At 54.5% G+C, this 18,251-nt stretch carries 31 protein-coding genes and 1 tRNA gene; 18 read left to right on the top strand and 14 right to left on the bottom strand.

Annotated features, from left to right (window positions below):
- Positions 1-27: 27 nt before the first annotated feature.
- The 13 genes from H7R56_RS19055 to H7R56_RS18990 all read right to left on the bottom strand — a co-directional run bounded on the left by H7R56_RS19055 (position 28) and on the right by H7R56_RS18990 (position 9,491).
- Complete coding sequence (locus H7R56_RS19055) at positions 28-267, bottom strand: DUF4060 family protein (protein ID WP_063922850.1); 240 nt, start codon at positions 265-267, stop codon at positions 28-30.
- A gap of 2 nt (positions 268-269) precedes the next feature.
- Positions 270-2,840 (bottom strand): Dam family site-specific DNA-(adenine-N6)-methyltransferase, encoded by a 2,571-nt coding sequence (locus H7R56_RS27565; protein WP_197974892.1) that lies wholly within the window; start codon positions 2,838-2,840, stop codon positions 270-272.
- A complete protein-coding gene (locus H7R56_RS19040; protein ID WP_182928362.1) occupies positions 2,837-2,995 on the bottom strand; it encodes a DUF1317 family protein in 159 nt (52 codons plus the stop codon). The genes H7R56_RS27565 and H7R56_RS19040 overlap by 4 nt, the downstream gene beginning before the upstream one ends.
- Positions 2,992-3,723 carry a single stranded DNA-binding domain-containing protein gene (locus H7R56_RS19035; protein WP_182928361.1) on the bottom strand — a complete coding sequence of 244 codons (732 nt, stop codon included), beginning with the start codon at positions 3,721-3,723 and terminating at the stop codon, positions 2,992-2,994. The genes H7R56_RS19040 and H7R56_RS19035 overlap by 4 nt, the downstream gene beginning before the upstream one ends.
- Before the next feature lie 16 nt (positions 3,724-3,739).
- Positions 3,740-4,408, bottom strand: a complete 669-nt coding sequence (locus tag H7R56_RS19030) for a DEAD/DEAH box helicase family protein (protein ID WP_000537165.1) — start codon at positions 4,406-4,408, stop codon at positions 3,740-3,742.
- Positions 4,408-5,079 (bottom strand): exodeoxyribonuclease X, encoded by a 672-nt coding sequence (gene exoX, locus H7R56_RS19025; protein WP_021242891.1) that lies wholly within the window; start codon positions 5,077-5,079, stop codon positions 4,408-4,410. Before exoX ends, H7R56_RS19030 begins: the two co-directional genes overlap by 1 nt.
- On the bottom strand, positions 5,063-5,227 hold the full coding sequence (locus H7R56_RS19020) for a hypothetical protein (protein WP_021242892.1): 165 nt from the start codon (positions 5,225-5,227) through the stop codon (positions 5,063-5,065). The genes exoX and H7R56_RS19020 overlap by 17 nt, the downstream gene beginning before the upstream one ends.
- 53 nt (positions 5,228-5,280) lie before the next feature.
- Positions 5,281-6,879: a leucine-rich repeat domain-containing protein gene (locus tag H7R56_RS19015; protein ID WP_182928360.1), complete on the bottom strand. Its 1,599-nt coding sequence runs from the start codon at positions 6,877-6,879 to the stop codon at positions 5,281-5,283.
- Between the two features lie 107 nt (positions 6,880-6,986).
- Positions 6,987-7,792 (bottom strand): IS5 family transposase gene (locus tag H7R56_RS19010; RefSeq protein ID WP_171763699.1). Its coding sequence is split into 2 segments (ribosomal slippage): positions 6,987-7,439 and positions 7,442-7,792, totalling 804 coding nucleotides; the frame shifts between segments, so codons are not numbered across the junction.
- A 158-nt stretch (positions 7,793-7,950) separates the two neighbouring features.
- A complete protein-coding gene (locus H7R56_RS19005) occupies positions 7,951-8,211 on the bottom strand; it encodes a hypothetical protein (protein ID WP_224776435.1) in 261 nt (86 codons plus the stop codon).
- Between the two features lie 22 nt (positions 8,212-8,233).
- A complete protein-coding gene (locus H7R56_RS19000) occupies positions 8,234-8,431 on the bottom strand; it encodes a DUF1482 family protein (protein WP_182928359.1) in 198 nt (65 codons plus the stop codon).
- Positions 8,431-8,631: a hypothetical protein gene (locus tag H7R56_RS18995; protein ID WP_182928705.1), complete on the bottom strand. Its 201-nt coding sequence runs from the start codon at positions 8,629-8,631 to the stop codon at positions 8,431-8,433. Before H7R56_RS18995 ends, H7R56_RS19000 begins: the two co-directional genes overlap by 1 nt.
- Positions 8,632-8,858: 227 nt before the next feature.
- Positions 8,859-9,491, bottom strand: a complete 633-nt coding sequence (locus tag H7R56_RS18990) for a LexA family protein (RefSeq protein WP_182928358.1) — start codon at positions 9,489-9,491, stop codon at positions 8,859-8,861.
- 98 nt (positions 9,492-9,589) lie between these two features.
- Here H7R56_RS18990 and H7R56_RS18985 point away from each other — a divergent pair, with 98 nt between their 5' ends.
- The 10 genes from H7R56_RS18985 (at position 9,590) to H7R56_RS18940 (ending at position 14,533) form a co-directional block, all read left to right on the top strand.
- Positions 9,590-9,805, top strand: coding sequence for a helix-turn-helix domain-containing protein (locus tag H7R56_RS18985; protein ID WP_048219634.1), 216 nt, complete (start codon positions 9,590-9,592; stop codon positions 9,803-9,805).
- Positions 9,806-9,856: 51 nt separating this feature from the next.
- On the top strand, positions 9,857-10,177 hold the full coding sequence (locus tag H7R56_RS18980) for a CII family transcriptional regulator (protein WP_114675778.1): 321 nt from the start codon (positions 9,857-9,859) through the stop codon (positions 10,175-10,177).
- A 3-nt stretch (positions 10,178-10,180) separates the two neighbouring features.
- Entirely contained in the window at positions 10,181-10,330 is a 150-nt protein-coding gene (locus H7R56_RS18975) for a hypothetical protein (RefSeq protein WP_182928357.1), read from the top strand.
- Between the two features lie 184 nt (positions 10,331-10,514).
- Positions 10,515-10,679, top strand: coding sequence for a hypothetical protein (locus tag H7R56_RS18970; RefSeq protein WP_021241755.1), 165 nt, complete (start codon positions 10,515-10,517; stop codon positions 10,677-10,679).
- Positions 10,666-11,556, top strand: coding sequence for a replication protein (locus H7R56_RS18965; protein ID WP_182928356.1), 891 nt, complete (start codon positions 10,666-10,668; stop codon positions 11,554-11,556). Before H7R56_RS18970 ends, H7R56_RS18965 begins: the two co-directional genes overlap by 14 nt.
- Positions 11,553-12,950 (top strand): DnaB-like helicase C-terminal domain-containing protein, encoded by a 1,398-nt coding sequence (locus H7R56_RS18960; protein WP_182928355.1) that lies wholly within the window; start codon positions 11,553-11,555, stop codon positions 12,948-12,950. The genes H7R56_RS18965 and H7R56_RS18960 overlap by 4 nt, the downstream gene beginning before the upstream one ends.
- Positions 12,950-13,240 carry a DUF4406 domain-containing protein gene (locus tag H7R56_RS18955; protein WP_047063808.1) on the top strand — a complete coding sequence of 97 codons (291 nt, stop codon included), beginning with the start codon at positions 12,950-12,952 and terminating at the stop codon, positions 13,238-13,240. The genes H7R56_RS18960 and H7R56_RS18955 overlap by 1 nt, the downstream gene beginning before the upstream one ends.
- Positions 13,237-13,716, top strand: a complete 480-nt coding sequence (locus H7R56_RS18950) for an ead/Ea22-like family protein (protein ID WP_182928354.1) — start codon at positions 13,237-13,239, stop codon at positions 13,714-13,716. The genes H7R56_RS18955 and H7R56_RS18950 overlap by 4 nt, the downstream gene beginning before the upstream one ends.
- Positions 13,713-14,195 carry a hypothetical protein gene (locus tag H7R56_RS18945; protein ID WP_182928353.1) on the top strand — a complete coding sequence of 161 codons (483 nt, stop codon included), beginning with the start codon at positions 13,713-13,715 and terminating at the stop codon, positions 14,193-14,195. The genes H7R56_RS18950 and H7R56_RS18945 overlap by 4 nt, the downstream gene beginning before the upstream one ends.
- On the top strand, positions 14,195-14,533 hold the full coding sequence (locus H7R56_RS18940; protein ID WP_182928352.1) for a hypothetical protein: 339 nt from the start codon (positions 14,195-14,197) through the stop codon (positions 14,531-14,533). Before H7R56_RS18945 ends, H7R56_RS18940 begins: the two co-directional genes overlap by 1 nt.
- Before the next feature lie 4 nt (positions 14,534-14,537).
- On the opposite strand, the gene H7R56_RS18935 is transcribed toward H7R56_RS18940, so the two are convergent.
- Positions 14,538-14,699, bottom strand: coding sequence for a hypothetical protein (locus H7R56_RS18935; RefSeq protein ID WP_182928351.1), 162 nt, complete (start codon positions 14,697-14,699; stop codon positions 14,538-14,540).
- 74 nt (positions 14,700-14,773) lie between these two features.
- On the opposite strand from H7R56_RS18935, the gene H7R56_RS18930 reads away from it, so the two are divergent.
- The 8 genes from H7R56_RS18930 (at position 14,774) to H7R56_RS18895 (ending at position 18,147) form a co-directional block, all read left to right on the top strand.
- Positions 14,774-15,226 carry a recombination protein NinB gene (locus H7R56_RS18930; protein ID WP_182928350.1) on the top strand — a complete coding sequence of 151 codons (453 nt, stop codon included), beginning with the start codon at positions 14,774-14,776 and terminating at the stop codon, positions 15,224-15,226.
- Positions 15,216-15,515: a hypothetical protein gene (locus H7R56_RS18925; protein WP_182928349.1), complete on the top strand. Its 300-nt coding sequence runs from the start codon at positions 15,216-15,218 to the stop codon at positions 15,513-15,515. The genes H7R56_RS18930 and H7R56_RS18925 overlap by 11 nt, the downstream gene beginning before the upstream one ends.
- Positions 15,512-15,871 carry a RusA family crossover junction endodeoxyribonuclease gene (locus H7R56_RS18920; protein ID WP_062856097.1) on the top strand — a complete coding sequence of 120 codons (360 nt, stop codon included), beginning with the start codon at positions 15,512-15,514 and terminating at the stop codon, positions 15,869-15,871. Before H7R56_RS18925 ends, H7R56_RS18920 begins: the two co-directional genes overlap by 4 nt.
- A complete protein-coding gene (locus tag H7R56_RS18915; protein ID WP_182928348.1) occupies positions 15,868-16,551 on the top strand; it encodes a hypothetical protein in 684 nt (227 codons plus the stop codon). Before H7R56_RS18920 ends, H7R56_RS18915 begins: the two co-directional genes overlap by 4 nt.
- Positions 16,552-16,669: 118 nt before the next feature.
- Positions 16,670-16,744: transfer RNA gene (locus tag H7R56_RS18910), tRNA-Asn, on the top strand.
- 182 nt (positions 16,745-16,926) lie between these two features.
- Positions 16,927-17,250 (top strand): phage holin, lambda family, encoded by a 324-nt coding sequence (locus H7R56_RS18905; protein ID WP_182928347.1) that lies wholly within the window; start codon positions 16,927-16,929, stop codon positions 17,248-17,250.
- Entirely contained in the window at positions 17,234-17,683 is a 450-nt protein-coding gene (locus H7R56_RS18900) for a lysozyme (protein ID WP_016243559.1), read from the top strand. Before H7R56_RS18905 ends, H7R56_RS18900 begins: the two co-directional genes overlap by 17 nt.
- The gene (locus H7R56_RS18895) at positions 17,680-18,147 is read left to right on the top strand and encodes a lysis protein (protein WP_001549455.1); all 468 of its coding nucleotides are present in this window, start codon (positions 17,680-17,682) and stop codon (positions 18,145-18,147) included. Before H7R56_RS18900 ends, H7R56_RS18895 begins: the two co-directional genes overlap by 4 nt.
- Positions 18,148-18,251: the final 104 nt, after the last annotated feature.

Below are 18,251 nucleotides of genomic sequence, written 5' to 3'. Positions count from 1 at the left end.
GGCCCCAGCCGGGGCCGTCATTGTTATTCAGTGTGCCTGTGCTGGCAGGTTTCGAAGTTTGCGAACGCCGATCATTGCTGTGGCGACATAGCTGGTGGCCCGGTTGACGACTTCGACGGTAACCTTCATGCCATCCACCTCAACGGTGTAATTTGTCTGGTGTTTCTGCCTGCCGTAATCGCCATATTTAGCGTGGTGAGCCGCCAGCGCCACATCGCAAGCGCGGCGACCAATAGGTGATTGCTTACTGCGATTAATCAGCCTCATCATCACTTCACTCCCAAAGTGGCTACGACATCACTCGCTGTTTCGCGGGTGCTGCCTTTGCTGGATATAGCCCGGCGAGCACTGACGCGGTGCAGCGTAAAGCCGTGCTGTTCGTAAAGTTCAATTACGCGCGGTGCGGTAGAATTGCTGATTACCACTTTTGCCCCCCGCTGGTGGGCTGCCACACAGCTTTCCGCAAGCTCTACCTGGCTATCCCATGAGAACCCACCAGCCGCGAAGTTAGTGAAACTAGCGGTGCCGGGAAGCGGTTCATAAGGCGGATCGCAGTAAACGACGTCACCATCACCTGCCAGCGCGAGCGTGCGCCTGAAGCCTGCATTCATGAATACGCATGCGCGAGCCTTCCGCTTAAATGCCCTGATCTCTTCTTCCGGGAAATATGGCGCTTTATATTTCCCAAATCCGACGTTAAAAAAACCATCCAGGTTGTAACGGATCAGGCCGTTGAAACAGTGCCGATTGAGGTAAAGGAATGCTGCTGCACGCTCGACGGCATCCAGCTGCTGCGCATTGAATGCTTCACGAATTACCGTGTAGTTTTCGGCATCATTCAGATGCCTGAATGCTTTCATTGCCTCATAGATCACCGAATCGGGGACCACCGCCAGCATCTGATACAGGTTAATCAGGTCAGCGTTGACGTCAGCCAGAAGGAAGCGTTCGTGCTTGTCCGAGTTTAGGAACACCGAGCCGCCACCCACAAAAGGCTCAATAAGGCGTTTCCCTGCGGGGATCAGGCGATCCAGTTCCGGCAGAAGCGAATATTTGCCGCCAGCCCATTTAAGGAAGGGCCGCTGCCAGATGCGCGGCGTAGGTTCTTCAATCTGGAGCGCCGCAGCGATACGCTCACCGATCCAGCGCATAACTGGCACAGCCATAGAATTGCCGATCGCCTTATAGCGCGGTCCGTCCGGGCAATCAGCCGCGGCTTTTCCTCGCCACGAAATCAGAGTGTGGTTATCGGGAAATCCCTGGAGTCTCTCGCATTCAACCGGTGTAAGGCGGCGAACCTGCATGCCAAACTGAACAACGTCAGCAGATGCGCGTGAATCCTGAGTAAAGGCCACATCTTCCTGATAGCCTTTGCCTTGCGGGCCAGCAGCATCCTGCCGACCTATAGACGCATGCTGGATGCAAATGGCAGGTGGCTGACCGCTGTTTGCATGGCTGGTATCGTGATTACCGGCTCTCAGCGTTGGTGACATATCCACGGTCGCATCGGCACCATGGTCTTTGTAGCTGAAAGCTATTGTCGGGAAGCCTTCTCCTGGTTTACCTCCGCCAGTGGATAGAGGGCCTGCTATTTGCCCGTCGCCGCCCTGCAAACGAATTTCACCACGACTGTTCTCCGCGAAAGCAATGGCTGGGGCCAGATTGGTGCCTGATTGTGCCGAAGTCAGCGTAGGGGCTTGTTCTTCAGCCCAACCAATGCCACCGGCTTTACTGCCCTGGCCGGGTTTAAACCCATAACACACGGCGTTTTCCTGACCATGATTACGTCCCAACGTATGAGCCAACTCGTGATTAGTGTCAGGATCTTGCGTGCCATGGACAGCGAAAGTCTCTGTGTCAAAGTCCATTCTCACACCATGGGCAGTGCATGCTGTTGCTACATCGATACTTCCGCCAGTATTGCCTCCGCCATATGCCAAAATGTAGGTGTCCAAATCTTCTGCGGTGCTGTCGTTTTCTTTCGCCAACAATGTGCGAGAAATATCGGAATAAGCGTCTGATACAAGCCCAGATCCGCGCTGGCTGAAAATTTCCTGATTGCTGGCGCCAATACCACCAATATTGTTGGACTGGTTCAGGGTTGTGTGTGGATTTGCTGGGTTGTCCCAGTGACTACCGCCATCAGAGCGTTTTCCAGCATAGCTGGCAATTTCCGGTTGCGTTTCTCGGCGCGGCGGAGTATCCCGGCGCACGCTGTTGAGCTCAAAAAGTACCGCTGTGGGATCGAAGTCTTTTCGAGAACTTGCGACAACGAACACACGGCGGCGGCGTTGGGCCACTCCGAAAAATTGAGCATCAAGGACGCGCCAGGCGATAATCCTTTGTGGTCCAGACACACAACCTGCGTGCGTCCATTTTCCCCCTGCTGGCTGCAACTCGCTGCTTTCTCCGGCAAGTCCTGCCAAAAAGCAACCAAAGGCGTTGTCTTTGCTGCTGAGGACGCCCGGGACGTTTTCCCAGACGATGATCGCTTCATCTTCTCCGCGCTCGCGGCGTTTGTCGTCGATTGCATTCGCTAATTCCACGTAAGAAAGGGTTAACTGTCCGCGCTCGTCGTCCAGACCATTGCGCAGGCCAGCAATACTGAAAGCCTGACACGGCGTGCCGCCCACCAGCACATCTGGTGCCGCAACATCACCAGTTCGCACCGCAGCGGCGATTTTTGTCATGTCGCCGAGGTTCGCCACCTGCGGCCAGTGATGAGCCAGGACAGCAGACGGAAACGCTTCAATCTCAGCAAACCATGCTGGTTGCCATCCCTGCGACTCCCATGCGACGCTGGCGGCTTCAATCCCACTGCAAACAGATCCGTATCTCATGCTGCCACCTGCTTTTCGTTAAGTTCTTCAGCCAGTCGTTGCGCCTTTAGTGGGTTGGTTACGACTTCACCCCACGGCAGCAACCATCCGTTTTTCTCTTTGAGCCAGGGAAGGCGCACCGCGCCAACCCTGATTTCGTCATGTGTGTGTGTCATAGCGCATAGATAGAGTGAGAAGGGAACGGAAGACCGATCGGCGCGAACGGGATATCGTCGTAAAAGTCTACCGGTGGTTGACCGCTGTTCTGCTGCAAACGAGATTGTGGCGCGCCGCCAGTCTGATTTGCATAAGGGTTACCGCCATGTTGGGTATTGCGTGGTCCAGAGAACTGCGCGCCGCCGTGAATACGTTCGTCCTTATCCTTCATCGACATTTCAAGCGCGGCGATCGCTTCTGCTGGGGCGTTCTCAGCGTGTTCGGCGTAGGTCTTACGCGTTCCCGGCTGGAAAACGTGGCGCACTTCGAACTTGTAGCCGTCGCCGCCGTCGTTTTTGGTGTACAGCACCTTCTGGAGGAACAGGCCCACCTTTTTGCCAACCAGTGCCGGGCAGTGCCATTCGATGCCGTTTTGGCCCTGTACCTGCTGCGGTTGCGCCTGTTTGACCTGGGCGACCCACATCAGCGCTGATACCAGCCCCATGCCGAAAGTCTGCTGGCCGTCTTTGCCGAGGAAGTTAATGCGCAGGAAATTCGCCTTGAGCCCGTTGGAATCCAGGCTCAGTTCGAGCGCCTGGGACTGGCTGCCATCTTTCCCGAAGGTGTACACCGCAGAAACGATTTCGCCCTCGTAAGCGCCGGTTTCGCTGATCCCGCCTGTTGCGCCAGCTTTCTTCGCCATCTCAGCAGTTTCGTTGTTCCACATAAAAGTCATTGGTTGGTTCATCGTTAATTCCTCAGAGTTACAATTCGGTCATAAATTCGGTGATAGCCACGTCTACGGCGTGGAGGTCGTTGTCCATTTCCGTCTGATCAGGGAACAGGTCAGGCGGTGCTTTGGCGGTGTCGTTGTCATCGCCTTTGATGAGAAAGACGTGTTTGCCGTCCTTCTTGATGGCGCGCAGCACGATGGAGAAATAGCCCTCTGGCGTCAGCTTTTCGTTGAGCATCTTTCCGGTAGTCTTCATGCGGATCTTTCCCTCGGTCTCTTCGGTGTGAGCCAGGAAATAAACGCGGAAGTCGTCCGGCAGTTCGGTGGCCGCCATGATGATTCGCCAGATGTGATCTGCCATTTCGGTGAACTTGGCATAGCCGGTCTGGTACGCGCGGTTCATGTTTTCGTGCTGCATGACCACCTGGAAATCGTCGATGATCAGGACGCGGCGCGTTTTCGACTGCACCATGCGATAGATGGTATCCAGCACCGTTTCCCAGTTATCCGAGCGCAGAACGTTACCGCGCTGTTTGCTTCCGTCTGGCAGCAGCTTGCCGTGAAGTTTCCAGCCCGCAGACTTGAACGGCAGCATTTTGGGGATGCACTGGAGCAGCATCACATCGTCCGGATTGAAGTTGCGCAGGCTGTAGGACTTGCCCGCGCCAGAATCACCGAGGATCAGCACTGGAGTACCCATCATTTACCCCCGCTCAGCCAGTGTTCAGCCGTAAACAGCACGTCTTCGTCGTCGCTGTTGGCAACGAGCCAGCGCAGGTAACCCGGTTCTGTTTTTGCCAGCTCTGCGAACGGGACGCCTTTATGCTTACCGAAGCGGAGCGCATGCAGCAGGGAAGGGTTATTGGAGATGGCCCGCATTTCGCCCATCGTCCATTTCGCCAGGCGGCCCATATAGAGCAACAATTCGGCGGTGACGTAGCAGTCATACAGCGCGCGGTGGGCGTAAAGCCCTTCCGGTACTTCCGGTTTCAGCCCGAGGCTGTAACGCAGGTACTGGTTACTGTGGCTCTTGTGCTCCGGCAGGAGCGAACGCGCCAGCTTGGCGGTGCAGATCCACGGCGCATCAATCTGCGGCAGCTTGGATTTGTCGAACTTCGCGTTGTGAGCGACGTAGGCATCAGCCCCCAGATAGCGGCCAATTACTTCACTGAGCAGCGGCGCGCCTTCCACCATGTCTTCGGTGATATGGTGAATAGCCATGGCCTCAAAACCGATCGCCACGCCTGGCTTAACGAGGTCGCTCATTGGGTTGCAGATCACACCATCGACAATATCGACGCTGGCGATTTCCACCACGGTTTCCGGGCCGCCTTCCAGCCCTGTCGTTTCGGTATCAATGACACGCAGCATTATTAATCCCCTGTGTTCTGTAATCACAAACTGCATCGAAGTGCGCGAGCTGGTGGGCGATGGCCTCAAGGTCAGCTGGCGATAAGTGGTACATCAGGCACAGCAGCGCGATAAGGTTCATGGCTTGCTGTTGGTTTTCGGAGCGCATCGCTTTTTCTCCTGTTCTGGAAGCCCGGCACCGTGGAGGCTGCCGGAATCAATTCAGTCTTTCGGATTGAGCTTTTCTGTCAGTTCTGCCACACAATCACGCCCGGCCTTTTTGTATGCTTCGGCTGCATTGCCGTCATACTTGTCGTCTACTGCCTGTTCGAACTGCTCGATGGAACCGAAGAAGTAACCAGCGGCGATCCGAAACTCTTTGCCGGTCCACATAGCGAAGATGGTACGGCTGGAGTAACCGCAGTTTTCACGGTAAGAAACGTTCGTGATCTTCTCCGGGCGCAGGTAGAGCGAGCCGCCCACGGTCAGATTGTCCGGCAGCGCGGTGATGCTGGTGCCGCGCAGGTCGAGCCAGCCGCCCACGGTCAGATTGTCCGGCAGCGCGGTGATGCTGGTGCCTTCCAGGTCGAGCGAGCCGCCCACGGTCAGATTGTCCGGCAGCGCGGTGATGCTGGTGCCGCGCAGGTCGAGCGAGCCGCCCACGGTCAGATTGTCCGGCAGCGCGGTGATGCTGGTGCCGCGCAGGTAGAGCGAGCCGCCCACGGTCAGATTGTCCGGCAGCGCGGTGATGCTGGTGCCGCGCAGGTCGAGCGAGCCGCCCACGGTCAGATTGTCCGGCAGCGCGGTGATGCTGGTGCCGCGCAGGTAGAGCGAGCCGCCCACGGTCAGATTGTCCGGCAGCGCGGTGATGCTGGTGCCTTCCAGGTCGAGCCAGCCGCCCACGGTCAGATTGTCCGGCAGCGCGGTGATGCTGGTGCCGCGCAGGTAGAGCGAGCCGCCCACGGTCAGATTGTCCGGCAGCGCGGTGATGCTGGTGCCTTCCAGGTCGAGCCAGCCGCCCACGGTCAGATTGTCCGGCAGCGCGGTGATGCTGGTGCCGCGCAGGTCGAGCGAGCCGCCCACGGTCAGATTGTCCGGCAGCGCGGTGATGCTGGTGCCGCGCAGGTCGAGCCAGCCGCCCACGGTCAGATTGTCCGGCAGCGCGGTGATGCTGGTGCCGCGCAGGTCGAGCGAGCCGCCCACGGTCAGATTGTCCGGCAGCGCGGTGATGCTGGTGCCGCGCAGGTAGAGCGAGCCGCCCACGGTCAGATTGTCCGGCAGCGCGGTGATGCTGGTGCCGCGCAGGTCGAGCCAGCCGCCCACGGTCAGATTGTCCGGCAGCGCGGTGATGCTGGTGCCGCGCAGGAAGAGCGAGCCGCCCACGGTCAGATTGTCCGGCAGCGCGGTGATGCTGGTGCCGCGCAGGTCGAGCGAGCCGCCCACGGTCAGATTGTCCGGCAGCGCGGTGATGCTGGTGCCGCGCAGGTCGAGCCAGCCGCCCACGGTCAGATTGTCCGGCAGCGCGGTGATGCTGGTGCCGCGCAGGTCGAGCCAGCCGCCCACGGTCAGATTGTCCGGCAGCGCGGTGATGCTGGTGCCTTCCAGGTCGAGCCAGCCGCCCACGGTCAGATTGTCCGGCAGCGCGGTGATGCTGGTGCCGCGCAGGTAGAGCGAGCCGCCCACGGTCAGATTGTCCGGCAGCGCGGTGATGCTGGTGCCGCGCAGGTAGAGCGAGCCGCCCACGGTCAGATTGTCCGGCAGCGCGGTGATGCTGGTGCCGCGCAGGTAGAGCGAGCCGCCCACGGTCAGATTGTCCGGCAAGGCGTCGACGCCGCTAACATCTTCCAGATCCAGGTTGTTGGTGACGGTGATATTTCCGTTATCAGAAACGGTGTGCTGAATATCGTTTTTAACGAGGTGCTTAGAGCCTATCCCAATAGGGTTTTGTTCCAGACAATGACACCACAGGCAAAATGCAGCATCGCCTCATAATTCTCGACCTTCTTCTCCCAACGAGTCAGGACACGGCGGTAGCGATTCATCCAACTGTGTGTTCTCTCTACAACCCAGCGGTGAGCCTTAAAATCCGTGTATTTGATGGCCTCTGACTCATCCTTTCGTGACTGGATATGAGGTTCATAGCGACGACTTTTCAGATACGATTCCAGCCATTCCGCTTCATACCCTTTGTCCATGCACAACCGGAGCCTCTTGCCCGGTCTGCCCGTCTGGAGGGCATCGAGCGTATCCGTAACCAACTTTATGTCGTGCGTATTTGCTCCGGCAACAACCAGTGCAAGCGGTAGCCCGTTCCCGTCAGTCATCAGACTGCGCTTTACGCCCTGTTTCCCCCGGTCTGTAGGGTTCCTGCCTGTTTTTTTGAGCCTGCCAGCGGTGATTTGGTTATACAACCATCCATCGACAGCCACGACCAGTCAATAGAGTCCAACTGTTCGCAAGCAAGCAACCCATTTTGCCAGAAGCGTTCAAATACTCCAGCATCTCGCCACTCCTGAAATCGGCGATGAGCAGAGCTTGACGAGCATATACCGGTGGCATTCAGCGCATTCCATTGGCAGCCCGTCCTGAGTACGAAGAAAATGGCGTTCATTGCAGCGCGATTATCAACCCGCTTGCGGTGCGTACCCAGCGGGTGTTGAGTTTTATGCTCCGGGATGAGTGGAGCCATTTTCTCCCAGAGTCCATCACTGATCTGCCACTTGTTGCCCGCCACGCTTCGCCCTCAGAAATTATCATATTTTATTATCTGACAATTCCTTTTGGGATAGGTTCTTAATTAAGTCGAACATTGCTGATCCTTAAATTTTGGGTGTAGAAGTCCTGTCGCTTGATTAGCCGACCATTCGGTTAAATTCGGTTTTGCTGGTGGTGTTAGCCCTGAGATTCGCCGCAGAACGGGCAGAAACTCATTTTCACGTTGGTTTCCAGGCGATTAAGGTTTTTAGCCATTTCGCCGTTTTTCTTTTTGGCCCGGTACGCCAGTTTGTATTTCAGCGTGACGTGTGAGCCGCCATCAGAAAGAGAAAGAACCTGATTTTCCCAACCGCGATCAAGAATGCTTTCACTCACTTCAGCGCCCTCCGGAACCTTCTCTTTAAGCCGTGCTTCGATTTGAGCGCCGACTTCATTCATGCAGTTGCACATCCCTTATCCCTCAAAATTTCGCGTCATACCCTGCTGGCGTTTCGTCAGCGTGGATGATGCCTTCGACTGGATAGCAGCTCGTGACGCCCATTTGCTCACTCGCTGCCGCTTCACATTGCTGCTGGTTGTCGAAAATACCGACGACAGCATCCTGGTAATCACCGTTCGTCATGGTGATGGTAAGCACTAATGCGTACAGGGCTCCCATCAGTGAGTCCCCGCAGGCACAAGATTTGGTTCGATGGTGCGTGAGGCATAAGGGCGGCGAATGTTGCGCAGGTTGCCCTGCGGTTCGTGCCAGTAGGTGCCGTCGCGGTAGTCGTAGGAAACCTGCCATGCTGCGCCGGTGCGGCTGTTGCGCATGGCGACCGCACGACCGTTGTTTGGTACTGCGTGGTTAGTTTTCATCTCATCCCCTTGCCGTCTTCCCGGCTGCCAGAACTTTTACCCGGGCATTCGCGTCTGAATGCGTTGTTTGGATGAGGTAAATGTACAGATAAAACTGTATTTTCGTCAACAGACAAAACTGTATTAATTGGTGTGTTTTACATATGTGACTGTAATTTATGTTGATTTAATTTTATATATGCGAAAAAAAACCGACTTAATAGTCGGTTTAGGTTGGGAATGAAGGGTTAACGTTTTCTGCGGTAGATACGGTGTTCGATCATTACACCGATGATAGTGAGAGGCTGATAGTCACTATTAATCACTGGGTAATCATCGTTCAGCGGAACAAGTTCGAAATGCTGACAACCCATAATGTCTGTGTAGGTTGGCCGATACTTTTTGAAAGTTGCTTGTTGTCCGCCATTTTTAGCAACAACAAACTCGCCTGGAGTAGGTTCTAATTCTGGGTCAACAATGATCACATCGCCAGCTTTGAAATCTGGTTCCATGGAATCGCCTTCAATGCGAAGTGCAAATGTAAAGTCAGAAACATCAAGGTCTGTCAGAATGTATTCGAGATTTCCATCAAACGCCTCAATAGGACTCTTCTCTGCAAGCGCACCGGCTTGAACATAGCTGATCAAAGGAACCCTCCTGGAACTAACTTCAGCCATAGGCATAAACGCGCCGCCATTCATAAGCCAGCTAGCATCGCATTTTAATGCTTTTGCTATACCAACAATATTTCGAGGTTTAAGGGTTTTTCCATCCTCTATGCTCTGCCAGGACTGCTGTCTAATACCTGCTATTTCTGCCGCTTCTGTCTGGGTCAATCCCAACTCTATTCTTTTTTGTTTTACGCGATCTGCAAGGCTCATAAATCCCTCTCTCTGTATGCCCTGATAATCACAGTTAAAACTGTAATTGACAAACAGAAATAACTGTCACAGAATACAGATAAAACTGTGGAGGTAATATGGAAACAATTTCGCAGCGCATCAAGCAAAAGCGAGAGGAGTTGAATCTTTCTCAAGCCCAGCTCGCCGAGAGAGCCGGAATGAAGCAGCAATCACTTCAAGCTATTGAGGCTGGAACAACCAAGCGCCCTCGTTTTTTGTTTGAGTTAGCCAGTGCTCTGCACTGCGACCCAAAATGGTTGCTGTACGGTGAAAAACCTAACCATTCTCAATAATTACGCCGCGATAACGCGGTGTTTCAAACAACACCCAGAGGATTATTAACAATGGAGAACGCAATCGCACGAAAGTTAGACCCACCAGTTATCAATCCGGTTGAGATAGAGAGCGTTCTGCTCACCCGGCTTGCATCAGTGGGCCAGAAGTCTTACGCCGAGCATATGGGCATCAGCGAGTCGACAGCCAGCAGGCGCAAAGCTGAGGGGCATTTCAGCACCATGGCGAAAGAGCTGGCCTTCCTGGGTATACAGGCTGCGCCACCGGAAGCCGTTCTGGTGTCGCGGGAATATCTGGCATCAGTGGAAACGCTCGCTGATATCGGGCTGAAAGCTGAACGGGCAAGGCCGGGGCCGCTGGGGTGGGATTAAGCCATGAACCATATCGAATTCATCGAAAAGCATGTGCGTGAAGAGCTGCAGAAGCTCGGTTTCTCTCTGTGTGTGGCTCAGGGGGGGGGCGTTCCAGGCTATCGACATGTACAAGCGCATGAGCCAGGCAAGCAGAAAGGGGAAGATTTTTGATGATGTTTTACGGCACGCAAAACTGTGGGCGGAGAAGCAGCAGTTACCCGCTGACCGCTTTGAGAAGCGAAAAGTTAAACGGAACGCCCAGCCGGGCCTGTTCTGAAAAGGCGAAAGCCGCTGTGCACGAACACAAGCGGCTCTCAGGTGCAACAAACGTCAGTAAATTGCGAGGTTAATTCTAATGCCAAAGCGCAAAAAGTACCAGGAAAATGAGGAACGACGCCTTCAGGATTCCCCTGACGGGCTGGTGGTTGCCGCGTCAAAAAACAGGGCGTTCGCCGAACGTCTTGTTGGCGTGATCCGTCTGGCTCTCGCTACGTCGGGAGTGAAAAATGGGCGTCGTTAAGTTAGCAGACTACAGGCCGCCGCTGGAGGTCGTGGAGCATCGCGTGGCGCAGCTGGAAGATGGTTTTACTCGTGTTGCTAATGAGCTTCTCGATGCTGTTATGGCATCCGGACTAAGCGAAACAGAGCTGTGTGTCGTCCTTGCCGTTTGGCGCAAGACGTATGGTTACAACAAGAAGATGGACTGGGTTAGCAATGACCAGCTTGAGCAGATGATTGCCAAGCATCACACACATTGTTCTACAGCAAAAAGTCAGCTTGTTGCCAAAAAAGTCTTGGTCCAGGAGGGGCGTAATGTGGGTATGAATACCAGCATCATCGAGTGGAAAACAAAGATTAACGGATTCTGCAAAACATTAGCTAAACCTGCTAAGGATTCTTTAGCGGAAGTTGCTAATAAAACTTTAGCTGAAAGTGCTAAGGAAATATTAGCGGAAGTTGCTAATGGTGATGTCGAAACCTTAGCAGAATCTGCTTTTGAAACTAAGCAGGATCTGCTAACCACAAAAGACAATATACAAAAGACAATAAACAATACCCCCCAACCCCCAGAGGGGGAGTGTGTCGGGCAGGAAGAAAAATCTGTCTCAAAGAAAACCCCGATCGACTACCAGGCAGTGCTGTCTGCATACAACACCACCCTGGGAGACCGCCTTCCTCAGGCAGAGGCACTAAACGACAAACGTCGCCGTGCTATCAAACGCCTGCTGACCGAACTGAAAGAGCCAACCGTCGAGGCGGTGGAGAATTACTTCGCCGCTTTCGCTGAACGAGCACCAAAGTTTTATTTCGGTGAGAACGACAGAGGATGGCGCGCCAGTTTCGATTATCTGCTGCGTTCTGACACCCTGCTGAAAACCAGGGAGAAGGCGCTATGACAGACATGAACATGATCCCGCAGAACATCGAAGCCGAACAAAGCGTGCTGGGCGGAATGATGCTGGATAGCGGTAGTGATCGCTGCCAGACCGCCATGTCGATGCTCAAACCAGAATCGTTCTACATCCGCCCCCACCAGGTGATTTTCGCCGAGATGCGGGAGCTGGTAGCCAACCAGAAGCCTATCGACCTGATCACCCTGATTGAGTCGCTGGAGTCGAAAGGGCTTGGCGAGCAGGCTGGTGGCTTCGCTTACATGGCCGAGATATCTAAAAACACCCCCAGCGCGGCGAACATCGTTCACTACGCAATGCTGGTGCGCGAGAAAGCCATGGAGCGCTACGGCATAGACAAGCTGACCAGCGCTACTGAACTGCTGTTCTCCCGCAACGGGATGACCACCAGCCAGAAGTTTGACGCTATTCAGACTCTGTTCACCGATATCGCTGACTACGCGAAAACCGGTAACCGCCGAGGGCTCCGCGAGTTTTCGGAAGTGATGGGCGACTGGGTGGACGAGGTGGAAGCACGCTGGAGCGACTCCGACGCAACGCGAGGGCTATCCACGGGGATCGGATCGCTGGATGACCTGCTGCAACCGAAAGGGCTGGTTAAAGGCGCTTTGATGGTGATTGGCGCACGTCCGAAGATGGGTAAAACCACGCTGTATAGTCAGCTGGCCGTCAACTGTGCCGAAGTTGAGCATCTCCCCGCGCTGATGTTCAGTCTTGAGATGCCGGATAAGCAGATTGTGGAACGCATGGTAGGGCAGGTCAGCAGCGTAAATACCGACGTGTTTTATGGCGATCGGTATGACGATACCAAGGTTGCTATGGCCTTTGCTGCTGCTGGTCGTCTTGCTCAGAACGGGAATTTGTATGTCGACGATACGCCGGGGATCACGCTGGCGCACATCGTTGCAGAGTCTCGTCGCATCAAACGAGAACGCGGCGCTGTCGGCATGGTGCTGGTGGACTACCTGACGCTGATGACCGCAGACAAGGCCGACCGTAACGACCTGGCCTACGGGATTATCACGAAGGGGCTGAAGAACCTGGCGAAGGAGCTGAACTGCATCGTGGTGCTGCTTACCCAGCTGAACCGCGATCTGGAGAAGCGCACCAACAAACGCCCGATGCCGAGCGATTCCCGCGATACCGGGCAGATTGAGCAGGATTGCGATTACTGGGTCGGCATCTACCGCGAAGGCGCATACGACGAGAACGCGAACCAGAGCGAAACCGAGTTACTCCTGCGGCTGAACCGTCACGGCCCGACCGGCGTTGTTTATTGCGACCAGCGCAATGGTGCGATCTACGACTGCGACCAGGCTGCTGCTGAGCAGAGGCGTCGCGCGAATGATGCCAGACCCAACAAGAAGAGGGATTTCTGATGAAAATCTACATTGCTGGGCCAATGACCGGCATTCCGAAATATAACCGCCCTGCGTTCCATTTCGAGGCTATGCGCCTGGCTTCGGAGGGCCATGTAGTGTTAAACCCCGCGACACTTCCAGATGGCTTGAGCCAGCCAGAGTACATGGATATTTGTCTCGCGATGCTCCGCTGCGCTGACGGCATTTTCCTGCTGTCCGGCTGGCAGAACTCAGCAGGCGCAAAAGCGGAACACGCTCTGGCTCAAAAGCTGGATTTGGAAATCATTCATCAGGAGAACGCGGCATGACCAATAAAACCAAAGACCTCGTAGCTGCCGGGCATGCGATAGCGAAAGAGCTGCATTGCGCTGAGTCTGCCGCGCTGGTTCGTGAGCTGGCTACGCAGCTGGATGTGCAGCGTGCTCGCGCTGATGTGTTGGCTGGCGCAGAGAAGCAGAACGTCGAACTGAAGGACGAGAACGAGTACATTCGCAATCGCTTCAAAGAGCTTGATCGGATGTTCGGTAAGAACCTGCTTGTGATGCAAGCGGCGATTATCGACTGGCGCACCACCGGCGATGCCAGGAACGGGATGGAATGGATTTTTAACACCCTGCTTGGTCCCGGCGAATTACCCAGCGAGGACGAGAAAGACGCTCAGGCCTATTTCGACCGCGAATACGCGCCCCTCGACAAAGAGCTGATGGAACTTCACCAGTGGTTTTGGGAGCGCCATAAGCGCAATGAATCCAAAGGTCTTGATATTCAGGAAGGTGCCGCATGAACAGAATCACCGAAGGTAAAAAATACTGCTATCGCTACTATGACGGGAACGACAGCGAAGGCCGCCCGATCGTCACTTTGTGGAAGCGCGTAATCATCCGCGAGACAGAGAAGACCTTCTGGCACGTCGAAGATATGCCGTACATGACCAACGAGCAGCTTGTTAAATACCGGACCGGTGGACAGCCTGCGAACCAGAAACACCATGTTAAACGCTGCTTAAAAGGCGCTGATCGCTCCCGTTACCATTACACCAAAGAAGAGGCGTTGCAGGCATTTGTTCGTCGCAAAACCCACCAGATTAACAAGATTCAGCTCGCCGAAGAAACGGCGCGCATGTGTCTCTCTGGTCTTCGCGAGGCCGGGATCATTTCCGAGGGATATCGCTGTAAGGTCGAGAAACTACCAGAAAGTGATACATTCCTCGCTGCCAACCAGCCGGGGCCGATTGCATCAGAATATAGCTGGGGTGAATACTGATGGCTAAATCTGCCGCAGAACGCAAAGCCGCGCAGCGCGCCCGGCAAGCCGCTGCTGGTGGGCGTAAATTTGAGATCATACTTGATACGCAGGAACTGGAGATGCTGGAGCGCAATTGTGCCACCCGCCGCCCGGGGCGAGCGCCGTATGAAATGAGTGAATACGTCGCAATGCTGATCCGCCAGGACGATGCCCGCGTTCGTGGTCGCATCAAATCAATCAGCGCGAACCGCTGCGGGAAATGTGGCGATGCGCTGCCGGTTGAGTCGTGTCCTTGCGACGGTGATTCGCAATGCTGGGTTACGCGCGGATGGCATGAAATCAAATTATCGGTGTGACATGTCACAATGCAATCAATAACATACAAGCCTCTTCGGAGGCTTTTTTCTTTGCTGCCAAATTGCTTTTGCCTGCACGCCCAGCCATAATATCCCTGTCAGCCTGAACAACTGACACCCGGACATTCGCGCCACGGAGAACACCATGGCGCAGCACCACCAGCATAAACACAATCGCCTGACGTTATCCGACGTCAGCGATTTGTCGTATCTGTCGCTTACCCTCTTCGGGGGTGAAGCGTGAGCCAACAATTCCACCTCATTAACGAAAGCGTCAAACAGAACGCTATCAACTACATCCGTCAGTTGCCGGTCGACAGCAAGCGCCCGCTGATTCTCGACGTCAAAGAGTCGACGCGCACAGCCATTCAAAACCGCAAGATGTGGCCGCTCCTGAAAGACCTCTCCGACCAGGTTCTCTGGTTCGGTAATAAATACGATTCCGACGACTGGAAAGACCTCATCACCGCGCTGGTGGCGAAGACCAAAAAGCAGGAACAGCGAATGGCTCCCGGCCTTGATGGCGGTGTCGTTATGTTCGGCCAGCGCACCAGCAAAATGACCATTCCCCAGATGGTTGAAGTCATCGAGACGATTTACTGGTTCGGCACCCAGCAGGGCGTCACCTTCAGCGAAAAATCCCGCAATGAAATCGAGTGGGCGAAGCGTTGGGGGGAGAGTAATGCTAAATAACTCCAATCAGCTAACCTACCGCAGCAAAAAATGGCTCGCCGCTGTCGGGCAGATCGAACAGTGCGTGTTATGCGGTTCATGGGGGACGCAGGTTGCGCACCGTAACGAAGGCAAAGGCATGGGTATGAAAGCCGATGATTGCGCCACAGCGGCGATCTGCGTTTGCTGCCATGACAGCATCGACAACGGGAGCAAGCTATCGCGCGACGAACGTCGCCAGCTTATGGACCGCGCCATCGTTTTGACCGTTATCCAGATCGCCAGCCTTGGGCTGGTGGTGCCAGCATGAAAATTTACGATATCACCCCGATCGGCAAGCCCCGTATGACCAGGAGCGATCGCTGGCGCAGCAGGCCGGAAACCTCTGCTTACTGGTTTTTTAAAGCCCAGGTGCGCCGTCTCGGTATAACCCTCCCGGAATCCGGTTACCACATAACATTCGTTTTGCCCATGCCGAAAAGCTGGAGCAAGAAGAAGCGTCAGCAGCATGATGGCCAGCCTCACCAGACCAAGCCGGATAAGGACAATCTGGAGAAAGCGTTATTGGATGCGATATTCGATGATGACTGTCGGATATGGGACGGCAGGGTAACGAAACGATGGGGAGAGACAGGCCAGATCATTATCCAGGAGAATGCAGAATGACACGCAACGACATTAACAATTACCAGAAAGCGTCTGTTGAGCGTACCAACCCGCAAAACGCCTGGGTGATGCTGGCAGCAGCACCACGCAGATCTTACCTGGGGAAATACCGCCGACTTACACCATCGCAAAGCCGTTGGGTTCGTTCGTTGCTGAACCACTGGGGCGGCATGTATGGGGGCAGCGGAACAGAGCACCTTTCTGGTGGCGGCGGTATGTGGTCAATGATATTGACCGGCTGGACTGGCGAACAGCAGGAGCGGATCGCTACTGTATTGTCTGGTCTGCGTAAAATTGGCTATACCGGCGATGCGTTGTTTGACCAGGCGAAAGCCATCATCTGGCCGAAGAAATCGCTTTCTGACCTGATCGGCAATGCCGGAGACCAGGAGGAAGCTGCATTCATGGAGGCTATCATCCTGAAGTCCTTCAAGCCGGGGAATCCCGTGTATGAGATAGGGAAGGACTATTACACATGGCGGAAAACCATCAATGGCATGGCACGATGGATGCAGTATTACTACGCGCCGTTTCTGACCGAAAAGCAATGTATTGACCGTGTGCGCTGGTGTATTGAGTTGTTTAATTCTGCTGTCTTCTTCACGTTAAAAGATGAATTTGGCTTCGAAAATGCAAAAACTTGCGAAAAAGACTTGAAAACGAGTTTTGAAACTGCATAATTCAGATATGCTCGGACGTCAAAGGCGAAAGAGCTTACCCACCAGCGGAGATGCCTTGCGCGGAGCGGTGTGAACCACATTTAAGCCCTTGCAGAAATGCAGGGGCTTTTTGCATTCAGGGTCAGAAGCACAGAGGTTGTGAGATCGGCTGTTAACCGATTGGTCGAAGGTTCGAATCCTTCCTGTCCCGCCAAATACCTACCAGGACCATAAGAGCAAAAGCTCAACGCACTACCCTCTATTGCCCACCGCGCCGTGGGCTTTTTTATTGCAGGCCGCAGATATCATTTTCAGATGCCATGTAGCAATCAGAGTCTGACGGCCTTTCCCCTACAAACACACACAGCACCATCCGGAAAATCGGAGGTGAGGACTATGAAAATGCCATACAAACAAGATTTCATCGCTGCGCTACTTGCCGCCAAGGAGCAGGGTATTGGTGCAATGCTGGCTTTTATCATGGCGTATCTGCGTGGTCGCTATAACGGCGGCGCGGTAACAAAAACGCTAATTGATGCGCTGATGTGCGCGATGATTGCCTGGTTCGTTCGTGACCTTCTGGACTTTATCGGCCTGAGCAGCAACCTCGCCTACATAGCCAGCGTCTTTATTGGATACATCGGCACCGATTCGATCGGCAAACTGATTAAAAAACTTGCAGCAAAAAATGCGGGAGTTGACGATGCAAACCAGTCCTGACGGAATTGCTCTGATAAAAAAATTTGAAGGTTGTCGGCTGACTGCTTACCCCGACCCCGGAACGGGAGATGCGCCGTGGACCATCGGCTATGGCTGGACCCATCCGGTTGACGGAAAGCCAGTAAAGCGCGGTATGACTATCGACCAGCAAACCGCTGACAGGCTTCTGAAAACAGGGCTTGTTGGTTATGAGAATGACGTGCTGAAAGTTGTCAGGGTGAAGCTGACACAAGGCCAGTTCGATGCCCTGGTGTCGTTCACGTATAACCTCGGTGCGCGGTCATTGTCGACATCGACTCTCCTGCGAAAACTCAACGCCGGAGATTACGCTGGTGCAGCCGATGAGTTCCTGCGCTGGAATAAAGCTGGTGGGAAGGTGCTGAATGGGCTGACACGTCGGCGGGAGGCAGAGCGAGCTCTGTTCCTGTCATGATTAGCGCACTGGTTAAGCGTTACTGGCTGCAGTTGCTGGTGCTGGCGTTAATCGGCGCACTGGCTTTCTTCGTGAACCACTACCGCGACAACGCCATCACTTACAGAGACCAGCGCGATAAGGCCACTGAGAAACTCCTCCTGGCGACCGCCACCATTAAAGACATGCAGACCCGCCAGCGTGATGTCGCTGCACTGGATGCCAAATACACCGGAGAACTGGCTGATGCGAAAGAAACCATTGAGCGTCTGCATAGCGATGTCATTGCTGGCCGTAAGCGGCTGCAAGTCGCCGCCACCTGTGCAAAGTCAACGACCGGAGCCAGCAGCATGGGCGATGGAGAAAGCCCAAGACTTACAGCAGATGCTGAACTCAATTATTACCGTCTCCGAAGTGGAATCGACAGGATAACCGCGCAGGTTAACTACCTGCAGGAATACATCAGGACGCAATGCCTGAAATAATTTTTTTGCAAATCACAAAGTCAATTTAATGAGCCTCGCGATGCGGGGCTTTTTTATGTCCGCAGTAAACGCGCATCTCACGCGCATATTAACGAGAGCCTTTC

This window comes from Klebsiella sp. WP3-W18-ESBL-02, from assembly GCF_014168815.1.
Lineage (GTDB): Bacteria > Pseudomonadota > Gammaproteobacteria > Enterobacterales > Enterobacteriaceae > Kluyvera > Kluyvera ascorbata_B.
The sequence above is the reverse complement of the archived record's forward strand: the minus strand, read 5'-3'. Positions and strand labels throughout refer to the sequence as shown.

Coding starts and splice junctions, on each gene's coding strand:
- H7R56_RS19040 (WP_182928362.1), bottom strand. CDS start 2,995: ATGACACACACACATGACGAAATCAGGGTTGGCGCGGTGCGCCTTCCC.
- H7R56_RS19020 (WP_021242892.1), bottom strand. CDS start 5,227: ATGCGCTCCGAAAACCAACAGCAAGCCATGAACCTTATCGCGCTGCTG.
- H7R56_RS19030 (WP_000537165.1), bottom strand. CDS start 4,408: ATGGGTACTCCAGTGCTGATCCTCGGTGATTCTGGCGCGGGCAAGTCC.
- H7R56_RS19000 (WP_182928359.1), bottom strand. CDS start 8,431: ATGGGAGCCCTGTACGCATTAGTGCTTACCATCACCATGACGAACGGT.
- H7R56_RS18915 (WP_182928348.1), top strand. CDS start 15,868: ATGACACGCAACGACATTAACAATTACCAGAAAGCGTCTGTTGAGCGT.
- H7R56_RS18980 (WP_114675778.1), top strand. CDS start 9,857: ATGGAGAACGCAATCGCACGAAAGTTAGACCCACCAGTTATCAATCCG.
- exoX (WP_021242891.1), bottom strand. CDS start 5,079: ATGCTGCGTGTCATTGATACCGAAACGACAGGGCTGGAAGGCGGCCCG.
- H7R56_RS18975 (WP_182928357.1), top strand. CDS start 10,181: ATGAACCATATCGAATTCATCGAAAAGCATGTGCGTGAAGAGCTGCAG.
- H7R56_RS18940 (WP_182928352.1), top strand. CDS start 14,195: ATGGCTAAATCTGCCGCAGAACGCAAAGCCGCGCAGCGCGCCCGGCAA.
- H7R56_RS18900 (WP_016243559.1), top strand. CDS start 17,234: ATGCAAACCAGTCCTGACGGAATTGCTCTGATAAAAAAATTTGAAGGT.
- H7R56_RS19035 (WP_182928361.1), bottom strand. CDS start 3,723: ATGAACCAACCAATGACTTTTATGTGGAACAACGAAACTGCTGAGATG.
- H7R56_RS18960 (WP_182928355.1), top strand. CDS start 11,553: ATGACAGACATGAACATGATCCCGCAGAACATCGAAGCCGAACAAAGC.
- H7R56_RS18925 (WP_182928349.1), top strand. CDS start 15,216: ATGCTAAATAACTCCAATCAGCTAACCTACCGCAGCAAAAAATGGCTC.
- H7R56_RS18985 (WP_048219634.1), top strand. CDS start 9,590: ATGGAAACAATTTCGCAGCGCATCAAGCAAAAGCGAGAGGAGTTGAAT.
- H7R56_RS18920 (WP_062856097.1), top strand. CDS start 15,512: ATGAAAATTTACGATATCACCCCGATCGGCAAGCCCCGTATGACCAGG.
- H7R56_RS18970 (WP_021241755.1), top strand. CDS start 10,515: ATGCCAAAGCGCAAAAAGTACCAGGAAAATGAGGAACGACGCCTTCAG.
- H7R56_RS18950 (WP_182928354.1), top strand. CDS start 13,237: ATGACCAATAAAACCAAAGACCTCGTAGCTGCCGGGCATGCGATAGCG.
- H7R56_RS18905 (WP_182928347.1), top strand. CDS start 16,927: ATGAAAATGCCATACAAACAAGATTTCATCGCTGCGCTACTTGCCGCC.
- H7R56_RS18995 (WP_182928705.1), bottom strand. CDS start 8,631: ATGAAAACTAACCACGCAGTACCAAACAACGGTCGTGCGGTCGCCATG.
- H7R56_RS18935 (WP_182928351.1), bottom strand. CDS start 14,699: ATGCTGGTGGTGCTGCGCCATGGTGTTCTCCGTGGCGCGAATGTCCGG.
- H7R56_RS18895 (WP_001549455.1), top strand. CDS start 17,680: ATGATTAGCGCACTGGTTAAGCGTTACTGGCTGCAGTTGCTGGTGCTG.
- H7R56_RS19005 (WP_224776435.1), bottom strand. CDS start 8,211: ATGAATGAAGTCGGCGCTCAAATCGAAGCACGGCTTAAAGAGAAGGTT.
- H7R56_RS18990 (WP_182928358.1), bottom strand. CDS start 9,491: ATGAGCCTTGCAGATCGCGTAAAACAAAAAAGAATAGAGTTGGGATTG.
- H7R56_RS19055 (WP_063922850.1), bottom strand. CDS start 267: ATGAGGCTGATTAATCGCAGTAAGCAATCACCTATTGGTCGCCGCGCT.
- H7R56_RS18965 (WP_182928356.1), top strand. CDS start 10,666: ATGGGCGTCGTTAAGTTAGCAGACTACAGGCCGCCGCTGGAGGTCGTG.
- H7R56_RS27565 (WP_197974892.1), bottom strand. CDS start 2,840: ATGAGATACGGATCTGTTTGCAGTGGGATTGAAGCCGCCAGCGTCGCA.
- H7R56_RS18955 (WP_047063808.1), top strand. CDS start 12,950: ATGAAAATCTACATTGCTGGGCCAATGACCGGCATTCCGAAATATAAC.
- H7R56_RS18945 (WP_182928353.1), top strand. CDS start 13,713: ATGAACAGAATCACCGAAGGTAAAAAATACTGCTATCGCTACTATGAC.